The 12,698-nt window shown below is 42.9% G+C and carries 13 protein-coding genes; 5 read left to right on the top strand and 8 right to left on the bottom strand.

Annotated features, from left to right (window positions below):
- Window positions 1-82: 82 nt before the first annotated feature.
- Complete coding sequence (locus B9T23_RS03975) at window positions 83-898, bottom strand: DsbC family protein (protein WP_086193081.1); 816 nt, start codon at window positions 896-898, stop codon at window positions 83-85.
- Between the two features lie 108 nt (window positions 899-1,006).
- Window positions 1,007-1,924 (bottom strand): site-specific tyrosine recombinase XerD, encoded by a 918-nt coding sequence (gene xerD / locus B9T23_RS03970; RefSeq protein WP_086193080.1) that lies wholly within the window; start codon window positions 1,922-1,924, stop codon window positions 1,007-1,009.
- 169 nt (window positions 1,925-2,093) lie between these two features.
- On the opposite strand from xerD, the gene B9T23_RS03965 reads away from it, so the two are divergent.
- The 5 genes from B9T23_RS03965 to ftsW all read left to right on the top strand — a co-directional run bounded on the left by B9T23_RS03965 (window position 2,094) and on the right by ftsW (window position 7,237).
- Window positions 2,094-2,357 (top strand): FeoA family protein, encoded by a 264-nt coding sequence (locus B9T23_RS03965; RefSeq protein ID WP_131270598.1) that lies wholly within the window; start codon window positions 2,094-2,096, stop codon window positions 2,355-2,357.
- Window positions 2,354-4,210, top strand: a complete 1,857-nt coding sequence (gene feoB / locus B9T23_RS03960; protein WP_086193078.1) for a ferrous iron transporter B — start codon at window positions 2,354-2,356, stop codon at window positions 4,208-4,210. Before B9T23_RS03965 ends, feoB begins: the two co-directional genes overlap by 4 nt.
- A 47-nt stretch (window positions 4,211-4,257) precedes the next feature.
- Window positions 4,258-4,509, top strand: a complete 252-nt coding sequence (locus B9T23_RS03955; protein WP_086193077.1) for a DUF6587 family protein — start codon at window positions 4,258-4,260, stop codon at window positions 4,507-4,509.
- Window positions 4,510-4,672: 163 nt separating this feature from the next.
- Window positions 4,673-6,019: a UDP-N-acetylmuramoyl-L-alanine--D-glutamate ligase gene (gene murD, locus B9T23_RS03950; protein ID WP_086193076.1), complete on the top strand. Its 1,347-nt coding sequence runs from the start codon at window positions 4,673-4,675 to the stop codon at window positions 6,017-6,019.
- Between the two features lie 21 nt (window positions 6,020-6,040).
- Window positions 6,041-7,237 (top strand): putative lipid II flippase FtsW, encoded by a 1,197-nt coding sequence (gene ftsW / locus B9T23_RS03945; protein WP_067722422.1) that lies wholly within the window; start codon window positions 6,041-6,043, stop codon window positions 7,235-7,237.
- A 15-nt stretch (window positions 7,238-7,252) separates the two neighbouring features.
- Here ftsW and B9T23_RS03940 read toward each other — a convergent pair whose 3' ends face one another.
- The 6 genes from B9T23_RS03940 to thiC all read right to left on the bottom strand — a co-directional run bounded on the left by B9T23_RS03940 (window position 7,253) and on the right by thiC (window position 12,611).
- Window positions 7,253-7,486, bottom strand: a complete 234-nt coding sequence (locus B9T23_RS03940; RefSeq protein ID WP_086193075.1) for a zinc ribbon domain-containing protein — start codon at window positions 7,484-7,486, stop codon at window positions 7,253-7,255.
- Window positions 7,487-7,537: 51 nt separating this feature from the next.
- Window positions 7,538-8,452, bottom strand: a complete 915-nt coding sequence (gene gluQRS / locus B9T23_RS03935) for a tRNA glutamyl-Q(34) synthetase GluQRS (protein ID WP_171263045.1) — start codon at window positions 8,450-8,452, stop codon at window positions 7,538-7,540.
- Between the two features lie 9 nt (window positions 8,453-8,461).
- Window positions 8,462-8,989, bottom strand: coding sequence for an RNA polymerase-binding protein DksA (gene dksA, locus B9T23_RS03930; protein WP_067722416.1), 528 nt, complete (start codon window positions 8,987-8,989; stop codon window positions 8,462-8,464).
- A gap of 209 nt (window positions 8,990-9,198) precedes the next feature.
- Window positions 9,199-10,008 carry a 3',5'-cyclic-AMP phosphodiesterase gene (gene cpdA, locus B9T23_RS03925; protein WP_086193073.1) on the bottom strand — a complete coding sequence of 270 codons (810 nt, stop codon included), beginning with the start codon at window positions 10,006-10,008 and terminating at the stop codon, window positions 9,199-9,201.
- A 10-nt stretch (window positions 10,009-10,018) separates the two neighbouring features.
- Window positions 10,019-10,639 (bottom strand): NUDIX domain-containing protein, encoded by a 621-nt coding sequence (locus tag B9T23_RS03920; protein ID WP_086193072.1) that lies wholly within the window; start codon window positions 10,637-10,639, stop codon window positions 10,019-10,021.
- 76 nt (window positions 10,640-10,715) lie between these two features.
- Window positions 10,716-12,611 (bottom strand): phosphomethylpyrimidine synthase ThiC, encoded by a 1,896-nt coding sequence (gene thiC / locus B9T23_RS03915; RefSeq protein WP_086193071.1) that lies wholly within the window; start codon window positions 12,609-12,611, stop codon window positions 10,716-10,718.
- Between the last annotated feature and the right edge of the window lie 87 nt (window positions 12,612-12,698).

Here is a 12,698-nt window from a genome sequence, read left to right as displayed (position 1 = left end):
CATAGCTAAAAAAAGCATGAGACTCTAGGAAAGAAATCACTTTATCTTCAACTATAAAAAACAGTAATTTAACGAATAAAAATTAGTTATTTAAACGTTCTGCTAATTCTTCAGGAGACAAGTATCCACCCAGGTAAACACCCTCTTCATTGTAAATAGCAGGGGTGCCATTCACGCCCATATTCAGACCGAGTTGATACTGATCTTTAACGGGATTCTTGCATGTTGCTGGAGCAAGTGGTGTACCTGCAATGGCTTGATTAAAGGCAGCCTGACGATCTTCACTACACCAGACACTTTCCATGGCTGGCATGAACTGTTCGCCACGTGGCCATGCGATATAACGCACTTCAATGCCTTTGGCGTTAATTTCGCTCATATGTTCATGCAGTTTATGGCAATACGGGCAGCTAACATCAGTAAACACATACACAATATGTTTGGTTTTGCCTTGCGCTTTATAAACCAGCAGGTCTTCGGTTTTTAAGCCCGCCAGAAGCTTTTTATTGGCAGCAGATTGCAGGTTTTCACTGACATTGTGAATTTTGCTGTCACCTAAACGAAGCACATCCCCCTGAATAATGTATTTACCATCTGCGGTTGCATAAACAGAGGACATGCCTTCAAGAGTGACCCAATACAGATTTGGTACTTCAGTGGCTTTAATATCTAGAACTTTGGCGTTGATATTGGCTTTTTTAAAGTGCTGTTGCAGGGTGTTAATCAGACGCTGCTGTGCATTGCGTTCGGAAAGATTCGATGCCTGTCCGGTTGCAGGTGCGCTAGCGGTTAAAGTGCTTTGCTTTTTTTCATCGTTGTTTGAGTTGGAACACGCAGTAATTGCCAGGCTGCTTGCCAAAGTGCATGCAATAAAAAGTTTTGAGCGGGTAAATGACATAAGTAACCCTTTCTTTTAGCTATAGATAAAAATTGATGGCCTAGCATAACAAAAAAAAAGCCAGGCTCGTTAACACTTCTTGGTCTTAGATGATGAATGAAGACCAGACTAAGCACGAGGGTGATGTGTGGCATGCAGTTGCTGCATTCGAACTTGAGCAACGTGAGTATAAATTTGGGTGGTAGATAAATCACTATGACCCAATAACATCTGAACGACACGCAAATCCGCGCCATGATTGAGTAAATGGGTGGCGAAAGCATGCCTTAAAGTATGCGGTGACAATTCAGCCTGTACACCTGCCTGTAGCGCATAGCGTTTAATAGCATACCAAAAATTTTGCCGACTCATAATGCCGCCGTGTTGGGTTAAAAACACATAGTCAGTGGCAGATTTATATAAACTGGAACGTGCCTCATTCAGGTATTTTTCAATCCATTCACAAGCCACTTGTCCCAAAGGCACCAAGCGTTCTTTATTGCCTTTACCAACAATACGTAAATAACCCTGTTTTAAATTAATCAATTCAAGACGCAAATTGAGCAATTCAGTCACCCGTAACCCACAGGCATACAGCACTTCAAGCATGGCACGATCACGTAAACCCAAAGCCGTTTCGACATCGGGGGCATGAATTAAGGCTTCAACTTCTTGTTCAGAAATATCTTTGGGGAGTGAACGACCAATTTTGGGCGTTTTGTGGGTTGCAACCGGATTGTCGGAGCGAAGTTTTTGTTCACGTAAAAATTTATAAAAAGAACGCAGTGCAGAAAGTGATCGGGCAATCGAGCGCGGGCTTTTGCCTTGTTTTGTTAATGCCAGTAAAACATCAGCCACATCATCGCTGGACCAATTCGGCATTGAATTGGAATTGCATTGACTACATTGAACCAAATCAGACAGATAGGCGTTACGTGTATGCGGACTTACGGTTTGTGCAATTAAATAATCTCGGAAACCCTGTAAAAAACTTAAATGTTCAGGAATGCTCACCGGAGCAGGAATACGAGGTTTTTTATTAAGCATGTCACTTCTACATTGAATGAAAAATCCAAGTTTTTCTTGGCTTGGATCAATTTAGAACAATTCTTTGCCAATGTCGATGTGAGAGAAGATGAGAATTGGAATCAAACCTTACTTGGTAATTATTCTCATTTGTTTGTATACTGTTCAAAATATTTTAGGATTAGATGCGGTGCGTTTATCTGATTTAAAAGTGAAACAAACGGCCATCATCAGCAAAGTCAACAGAACTTTAGATGGCAATAATTCTCAAAATGATTTGGTCGCAAGTCGTTTAGAGACTCTAGGTTTTGTTCCGGGCACAAAAGTACAGGTCATTACCAAAGGTATTTTTGGTGGAGACCCGATTTTGATTCAAGTTGGATTTACCCGATTCGCACTGCGTAAAGTTGAAGCTGAAAAAATTGAAATTAATCTTGAGGGAGCACCTGCATGAGTGATGCGCTGCGTATTGCCCTGGTAGGTAACCCAAACTGCGGTAAAACATCATTATTTAACCATCTTACTGGTACCCGTCAGAAAGTCGCGAACTATGCCGGTGTCACAGTTGAGCGTAAAGTGGGGCAGTTCACATTGCCATCCGGTAAACCGGTTCGTGTTCTGGATTTACCCGGAACTTATAGTTTAAATGCGACCAGTCCGGATGAAGCGATTACCCGCGATGTGGTGCAAGGCAAAATTGCCGAAGAAGAGCAGCAAGATGCGTTCTTGTGTGTGGTTGATGCCACCAATCTAAAATTGCATTTAGGTCTGGTTTTGGAAATGATCGAGCTGGGTCGTCCGATTCTACTTGTGCTGAACATGATGGATGAAGCACGTCGCCGTGGCATGCAAATCAATACGCAAAAGTTGGCGGAACGTTTAGGTATTCCTGTGGTGGAAACCGTTGCCGTGCGTAATTCAGGTATTGAAAACCTGATGAATGCGCTCGATCAAGGTAAATATTCGATCCCACATACCGAACTCAGCGGTTTAACTGGCGATAATCATCATAAAATCACCACGATTTTGCATGATGTGGTGCATTCAGTCGATCAAGAAGATAAACGCTCTGACTTCCTCGATAAAATATTTTTACATCCTGTTTTGGGGCTGGTTAGTCTCGCGCTGATGATGTTTGTGGTTTTCCAGGCGGTATTTGCTTGGGCTGCCCCTTTTATGGATGGCATTGAAGCCTTCTTCGGCTGGCTCGGTGAATATGTCGGACAGCACATATCACATCCATTACTGAACAGCTTGGTGGTGGATGGGGTGATTGCCGGAGCCGGTGGAGTGGTGGTGTTCTTGCCACAAATCTTGATTCTATTCTTCTTCATTCTAGTCCTGGAAGAATCGGGTTATTTACCACGTGCTGCGTTCTTGCTGGATAAACTGATGTTTAAAGCCGGCTTAAGTGGTCGTGCCTTTATTCCATTACTTTCAAGCTTTGCATGTGCTGTACCCGGAATTATGGCAACACGCAGTATTAGCGACCCACGAGATCGTTTAACCACGATTTTTGTTGCGCCGTTAATGACCTGTTCCGCACGTTTACCTGTATATGCATTATTGATTGCCGCATTTATTCCTGAATATATGGTTTGGGGCGTTTTTAACCTGCAAGGTTTGGTGCTGTTTGCTTTATATATGGCAGGGATTGTCAGTGCGCTGATTGTGTCTTTCATATTGAAATTCTTCCAAAAAGATAAATCGCAACATATGTTGCTGATGGAATTGCCAAGCTACCGCTTTCCTGACGTGAAAAGTATTTGGATTGGTTTGCTGGACCGCGCCAAAATTTTCTTGAAACGTGTCGGTGGCATCATCTTCGCGTTATCTATTCTGCTTTGGTTCTTGTGTACCTTCCCGCAACCCCCAGAAGGCGCGACTTTACCTGCTATTGATTATTCTCTTGCAGGGATGCTCGGACACCTCATGCAACCGATTTTTGCACCGCTAGGTTTTAACTGGCAGATCTGTATTGCCTTGATTCCTGCCATGGCAGCACGTGAAGTGGTGGTGGCTGCACTGGGTACGGTTTACGCGTTGTCTGCGACCAATGATGATGCAATATCACAAGGGTTGGCATCCATTATTAGCAGTGATGGTCGCCTTGGCTGGTCACTGGCTACCGGTTTATCCCTTCTGGTCTGGTTTATTTACGCGCCACATTGTCTTGCAACCTTGGCAACTGTGAAACGTGAAACCGGGTCATGGAAAACCGTGAGCTTTATGACGGCTTATTTATTTGGTTTGGCTTATTTGATGTCGTTTCTGACGTATCAAATTGCATCGCACTATTTGGGTTAACTGGACTGGGTTCAGTTGACTAAAAATAATCTGCACGGGAGATTGAGATGATTGAAGTTGTAATTGTTGCGGCATTGGTGCTTTGGAGCGCTGTTGTGGTCTTCAAAAAAGTGTTTCCTCAGACGGCAAACTCAGTCTTCATGCAATTATCCACTGCCTGTGCCAAGCAGGGCTGGCTCACTTTAGCCAAATGGTTAAAACCTGCTACAGTTTTGGGTTGCGGTGGAAGCTGTGGTTGTTCGGCAACTGAGGACAGTGCGCAGAAAAAACCAGAAGTCCAAGCAGTAAAATGGAAATAAATTCCGAGTTTTCGCCCAATTTAAAAAAACCGTCTTTTTTATGACGGTTTTTTTACGCGCGGACACAAAAAAAGACGCATAAAGTTAAAACAGAAAAAGCATTCAAAAGAGCAAAGTGCTAACATTTTGTCAGTTTTAAAACATACCAAAATATGGGGTAAAAATGTTAATTCAACGTGGTGGATTAAAAGTCGTTGCAGGACTCGGAATTTCAGGTGTTGCAGCAGTAAATTTCTTACATGAAAATGGCTACCGCGTTGCAGTAACAGATTCTCGAAAGACGCCTCCGGGACACGATCAAATTCCAAGCGAAGTTCAAACCAGTTTTGGTCAGCTCGATCAAGAGCTGTTATTAGGAGCTGAGGAAATTGTGATTAGCCCGGGACTTGATCCAAAACTTCCTGAAATTCAGGCAGCAGTTGCCAAAGGCATTCCTGTGGTCAGTGAAATCCAGATTTTACGCCGTGCGACTGATAAGCCGATTATGGCAATCACCGGTTCAAACGCAAAAAGTACCGTCACTACGCTCATTGGTTTAATGGCGAAAGATGCGGGAATCAAGGTGGCAGTCGGTGGCAATCTCGGTCGTCCTGCACTGGATTTAATCAAAGATGATCCGGAACTTTATATCTTGGAACTTTCAAGCTTCCAGTTAGAAACCACATCCAACTTGGCCGCGGAAGTCGCTGTAGTCCTTAATTTGAGTGAAGACCACTTGGACCGTCATGGCGATATGATGGGCTATCACACTGCAAAACACCGTATTTTCCAAGCTGTCAAAAAAGTCGTATTTAACCGTGATGACTCGCTCACTCGTCCACTGGTTCCAGATAGTACACCCATGCAAAGCTTTGGTTTAAATGCACCCGGTATCAATCAATATGGTGTATTGAGAGATACCGATGGCACCATCTGGTTGGCACGTGGTCGTGAGCGTTTACTGAAAAGCTCGGAGATGTACATTCAAGGCACCCATAATGTTGCCAATGCTTTGGCATGTTTGGCTTTGGGTGAAGCGATTGGTTTGCCACTTGAGTCTATGCTTGAAACTTTGAAAACCTTTAAAGGCTTGGAGCATCGCTGTGAATTCGTGAAAGAAGTGAATGGTGTGCGTTATTACAATGACTCTAAAGGTACCAACATTGGCGCAACATTGGCTGCCATTGATGGTTTGGGTGCTGCTATTGAGCCGCAACATGGCAAAGTCGCGATTATTTTAGGCGGGCAAGGTAAAGGACAGGATTTTACTGCCTTACGTGATGCCTTAAGCAAATATGCAAAAGTTGCGGTATTGATTGGTGAAGATTGTCCAGTGATTGAAAAAGCCATTGCAGGAACAACGACTTTGATTCATGCGGACTCTTTAAAAGAAGCTGTGGAATTATGCCAGCAACATACCCAAGCCAATGATGTGGTGTTATTGTCACCTGCATGCGCAAGTTTTGATATGTTTAAAGGTTATAGTGAACGTGGGCACCAGTTTGTTGAATGTGTGAACACACTTGCTTAGAAGAATGATAAGGAAAGTTGTATGGCTGGGTTAGCTCAGACGACCATAAGTAAAATTAATCAGGTCTATAATGAGTGGGGAGCAAAAATCCCCGCTGAAGTTACACCGCGTAATGTGCTGATTTTTTGCGTGATTGCCTTGCTGTGTATCGGTTCAATCATGGTGGCATCAGCATCGATGCCCTATGCAGACCGTTTACATGAAAATGCATTTCACTATGTGATCCGACATGGGATTTCAATTTTTGTGGCCGCTGTAGCCGCATTTTTAACCTATAAAGTGTCGTTGAATATCTGGTTCAATAATACTTTCCCTTTGTGGATCATGACCATTCTGTTACTGGCTGTGGTTTTGGTTGTCGGCACCGAGGTAAATGGTTCAACCCGATGGATTCGTATTGCCGGCTTTACTTTACAGGCATCCGAAGTGGCCAAAGTCATGATGGCTATTTTCACTGCAGACTATGTGGTACGAAGGGCAGAAGAGGTTCGAAATAACCTTTCCGGTCTGTTCCGTTTAGGCGGGGTTATGGTGATTACTGTCGGTTTAATTCTGGCTGAACCGGACTTGGGTGCAACTGCGGTTATTGTTTTGATGATTTTGGGTGTGTTCTTTTTAGCAGGCGCACCACCGATTCAGTTTATTGGTTTCATGCTGGCGATTATTCTGGGCTTAGCGGCCGCGATTATTTTTGAGCCCTACCGCTTACAACGGGCCTTGTCTTTTACCGATCCTTGGGCTGACCCCTTAGGTACCGGTTACCAGCTTTCCAATGCACTGATGGCCTTTGGTCGGGGTGAATGGGTCGGAGTCGGTCTAGGACACAGTATCCAAAAAATGTCTTATCTTCCTGAAGCGCATACTGACTTTATGTTGGCAATTTTAGGTGAAGAGTTTGGCTTCTTTGGAATCAGCACCGTATTGATCTTGTCCTTCGTGATGCTGGTCTGTTGTATCAAGATCGGCCATCGTGCGTTGCAGCATCAATATTTACGTGCAGGCTATTTGGCTTATGGCATCAGTATTATTTTCTTGCTGCAAATTCTGGTGAATGCAGGGATGAATATGGGTATGCTGCCAACCAAAGGTTTGACCCTGCCGTTTATTAGTTATGGCGGTTCATCGTTAATTATGTGTGCGGTGATGATCAGTCTGATTTTAAAAATTGATGCCACCACGCAAAAAGCCAATCCAAGTAAAGAAGAATCCAGCTTCTAAGCTTGGCTATTATTCCTAATCTGGCTGAGCATGGTTTAACACTGTGCTTGGCATTTCAGTTCCACAATTCAGACATTTCACAAATTCTCCTTTCGCTTTTGAAAGGGGAATCAGTGGGATAAAAAATAAAGAAAAATAATTACGCTGTTGTTTTAATTCATATGTACTTCTGGTTCTACATACCGGACAAAGAAACTGACTTTTCTGAATGACTTTGGTTTTAGGACCAATTCCAAAAATAAAAAACATAGACCTGTCTCTTTCCTGAAGACTCTCTTTGAGCTTAGCCCAGTTTTTATTTTATAAATAAGTGCCTTCTAGTTCCTTTGTGTGGGGAATATGTTGTATGTCCCACTGGTCAATGGCTTGTTTTAGCATATGTGTTGGGGTGTCTAAATCAACTTCTGGCTGATGCAAAGCACGAATCGCTTGTTGTAAGAGTTCTGGTGCACGGCTGAGATCGAGTGCTTGCGCCATGTTCTGTTTAGAGAGCTTTTGTCCCTGATCATTCATCGCAAGCGGCAGGTGCATATATTCAAGTTTTGGATAATTCAATATCGAACCGAGCCAGATTTGCCGTTCAGTGTTATCAAGCAGATCTGCACCACGAACCACATGGGTCATGCCTTGCAGATAATCATCCACCACCACAGCCAGTTGATAGTTAATAATGCCATCACGACGCTTGAGGACAAAATCGCCTAAGTCCTGTTGCAGATTGGAACAGTGTGTTCCTTGCAGACGATCGCTAAAGCAAATTTCTTGATCGGATACTTTGACACGAATGGCTTGCTGCTCAAAAGGCAGATTTAAATCGCGGCACGTTCCAGCATAGATATGATTTGAACCCAGCATTTTGCGGGTGCATTGGCAGGCATACACCAGATGATTTTGATTGAGTTGATCGATTACTGCATCGTAGAGGTCTAAGCGGTCTTTTTGAAAGATGATGGCATCATCAGCTTCGAACTGAAATGCATCTATACAGCGCAGGATATGCTCTTCACTGCCGGGATAAATACGCGGAATGTCGGTATCTTCAATCCGAACCAGCCATTTGCCATTATGCGCACGTGCATCGCAGTAACTGGCCACAGCGGTAATCAGTGAGCCAAAATGCAAAGGGCCGGTTGGCGATGGCGCAAACCGGCCCACATAAGCCATCCTGTCCCCCTCCTTGATTAAAGGAGGGGTTAGGGGAGGATTATTAAGCATTAACTGCAATTAACCGTTATTTTGCTTCTCTTTGATTTCTGCTAAAGTTTTGCAGTCAATACAAAGGGTTGCAGTTGGACGCGCTTCAAGACGGCGCAGACCAATTTCAATACCACAAGTTTCACAGAAACCATAATCATCGTTTTTAATCGCTTCAATTGATTGCTCAATTTTACGAATTAATTTACGTTCACGGTCACGTGTACGGAGTTCAATTGCAAACTCTTCTTCTTGTGTCGCACGGTCATTGACGTCAGGTAATGCAGTATTTTCATCCTGCATTGTATTTAAGGTACGATCCACTTCAGACATTAGCTCTTCTTTCCATGCCAACAGAATTTGGCGGAAATGTTCAAGCTGTCCTTCGGACATGTATTCTTCATTTTTTTTCGGCTGATAAGGTGCAATACCAAATAAGCTAGCAGTAGAACCACTTTCTGACGCTTTTGGCTTTGTTTTACGCACGCGTTTTGTAGACTTTTCGTCTACAACATCAGTTTGTTCGTCCAAGACTTGATTTTGGTTGTCATTCGCCATATAGGGCATTCCTCATCATATACGTATTATCTATACGCAAAAAATATGGTGATATGCAAGTGTTTTTATCCAACTCTTAGGAGATTCTCCTTCGAGGGGCGTCATCATATAGACTTTTTGTGCTTTTTGATAGTCTTTGATGCTTGGATTCAATCTATCACGCTTCCTTTTGAAGCCATAAAGTAATAGAAAAAAAGCAAAATGAAAAGTTAATAACCTGAAATTTCAACATTAATTTTTTGTGACGCCTTTTCAGTACGATAAATTTCAGTTTGTAACTCACCATTTGCTTTCAAATGTAGTACACGAAACCCCGGTGCTTCTTCATCTAGCGCAAAATCATCACTTAAAGGTTTGAACTGAACACAGGTTGAAGGGGTTGAAAAAAACTGAATATTTTTCCATTCATTCAAGGAGTCTTGATGAACATGACCACTTATTACCGCTTTGACATTAGTGTGCCTGGCTAAAATATCGGTTAAATTTTCAGTGTTTTTCAATTTATGTTGATCAATCCATTTTGATTGCATATCGAAAGGATGATGATGACACGCAACAATCACAAATTGCTGTTGGAATTTAGATAAAATTTGATCCAGTTGTTGCAGTTGCTCTTCCTCAATCCAGCCATCAATTTTGCCACGCACAGCGCTATTTAATAACACCATGCTCCATGGGCCAAAATGAATAGCATGAACTTGATTTTGATTGTGATAGAAAGGGAAGAGATCCATATCATCGTGGTTGCCCGGAATTTGATAAAACGGGATACCTAAACGCTGCATAAATGCCAAATAACGCGTATAGGTTTCTTTCACAGGCACTTGTGCTAAATCGCCCGTATGAATGATCGCATCCACATTTGGATATTGCTGCTGAATTTTCTCGATCACGGCATGAAAGCTCTGTTCAGGATTCATATCCACAAATTCTAAATCTTCCTGATTCATCAAGTGTGTATCTGAAATTTGAATAATGGTCCAGTCTTGCTGGGTTTCATTGTAATTGGATAAAGTCATGTCTGACTCCTTAGACATTCCTTGTAGTTTTAATATGTTGTTGCAACCATTGCAATGCCATAATGACCGGTGCATTTCTTAATCGACTATTGGTAAATAAATTTGTAATTTCACTGTAGTCAATTAGATGCAATTGAATATTTTCGCCTTCATCAGGCATCCCAAAGATCCCGCCTTGTTCAGGAAGATTCGCGTGTGCACTGTATAAATGAAACAGTTCAGAACAGGCACCTGCAGATGGATAAAAGCTGAATAGATGCTGTAATTCATCAATTTCACAACCAGATTCTTCTAAACTTTCACGGCGAATACAGCTTTCAGGGGATTCATCACCATCGAGCACACCGGCAATAATTTCCAGTTGCCAGGCTGAATCTGAATCATCCATCGCACCGACACGGAATTGTTCAATTAAGGCAAATTTTTGTTGGGCATCATCATAAATCAGTACCCCGGCAGCTTCAGGTCGGTGAATAAGTTCACGTTGAATCACTGGCGTGTATTCAGTTTGATTAAATAAACGATGTTGGAGACTGACTTTTTCAACCTGAATGAAGCCACGGAAAAGATATTCGCGTGACTGGATTTTGACTTCGTCGCTGTTATATGTTGCTTGTCTAATAATATTCATATAGCTCAGTCAGGATGAAAAGCAATCATTCATCCTAACCGAGAATTTTATGAAAATAAAAGATTTTTTTTCCAGATTAAAGCTTATGGTACAATTTTTGACCATGTTCTTGATAGGTGGTTTTCATCGTTTCGAATCCCGCTGCTATCTCTGCATTTTGTTCTTGGGTATGCTCCGCATTGCTTTGATTTTTCGCATAATCTCTCACATTTTGGGTGATTTTCATCGAACAGAACTTAGGTCCGCACATCGAACAAAAATGCGCTGATTTATGGGCTTCCTTCGGCATGGTTTCATCATGCATGCTGCGTGCGGTATCTGGGTCAAGACTCAAGTTGAACTGGTCTTCCCAACGGAATTCAAAACGTGCTTTGGATAAGGCATTGTCACGCACTTGTGAACCCGGATGACCTTTGGCTAAATCGGCAGCATGAGCAGCAATTTTATAGGTGATAATGCCATCTTTAACATCCTTCTTGTTCGGCAAACCCAAATGCTCTTTCGGTGTGACATAACACAACATAGCTGTGCCGTACCAACCAATCATCGCAGCACCAATTGCTGAAGTAATATGGTCATAGCCCGGAGCAATATCTGTAGTTAAAGGTCCTAGCGTATAGAAAGGTGCTTCCTGACACACTTCAAGTTGCAGATCCATGTTTTCTTTAATCATATGCATCGGCACATGACCCGGACCTTCAATCATCACTTGAACATCATGTTGCCACGCGCGATGGGTCAGTTCACCTAAAGTCCGTAATTCTGAAAATTGTGCTTCATCATTGGCGTCCTGAATACAACCCGGACGTAAGCCATCGCCTAGACTGAACGATACGTCATAGGCTTTCATGATTTCGCAGATTTCATCAAAATGGGTATACAGGAAGTTTTCTTGATGATGAGCTAAACACCACTGCGCCATGATGGAACCACCACGCGAGACAATACCGGTCAAACGATTTGCGGTGAGGGGAACATAGCGAAGCAGTACACCGGCATGAATGGTGAAGTAATCTACGCCTTGTTCAGCTTGTTCAATCAGGGTGTCTTTAAAGATTTCCCAAGTTAAGTCTTCAGCCACACCATCGACTTTTTCCAGTGCTTGATAGATCGGAACGGTACCAATCGGAACAGGGGAGTTACGGATAATCCATTCCCGTGTTTCATGGATGTTTTTACCGGTCGATAAATCCATGATGGTATCTGCGCCCCAGCGTGTCGCCCAGGTCATCTTCGCCACTTCTTCATCAATGCTTGAACCGAGTGCCGAGTTACCAATATTGGCATTGATTTTGACCAGAAAATTACGCCCAATAATCATCGGTTCAATTTCAGGATGGTTAATGTTTGCCGGAATAATCGCACGACCTTCAGCCACTTCCTGACGCACAAATTCAGGCGTAATTTCGGTTAGGTTTTTCGCTCCGAAGTTTTGACCGACATGTTGGCGTGCATCGACCCCTTCAAGCTGGCGCTGATTTTCACGGATGGCGATATATTCCATTTCCGGGGTAATCACACCCTGACGTGCATAATGCATTTGAGTGACATTTTTGCCTGATTTGGCACGACGCGGCTTTTGAATATGGGCAAAGCGAATCTCTGCTGTGCGAATATCTTTTAAGCGTTCCTGTCCGAAGGCAGAAGTTAAAGTATCTAGGCGTTCGGTATCTTGACGTTCTTCAATCCAGGCTTCACGCACATTCGGCAGACCTTTATTCAGGTCAATTGCAACTTTAGGATCGGTATACACACCTGAAGTGTCATAAACCAGAATATCCGGATTCTGTTCGCCGCCTAAACCGGTCGGGGTATCGGTCAGTTCAATGGCACGCATCGGTACTTGAATGTCCGCGCGGGAACCCTGGATATAGACTTTTTTTGAAGCGGGTAAAATACGGGTGAGATCTTTAGCATCTTGCTCATGTTGAGCAGAAATATCTGTTGCAGATAGATTCGTTAACTGGTTCATTGCAATGATCCTTATGAATGACATCAACGAATCAAGCACGACCAAAAACGTGGCAGATTTATCTGGTTTAATTCATTGAAAAAATCA

This window comes from Acinetobacter terrae, assembly GCF_002135195.1.
GTDB classification, from domain to species: domain Bacteria; phylum Pseudomonadota; class Gammaproteobacteria; order Pseudomonadales; family Moraxellaceae; genus Acinetobacter; species Acinetobacter terrae.
This window is presented reverse-complemented; position numbering and strand designations above follow the sequence as displayed.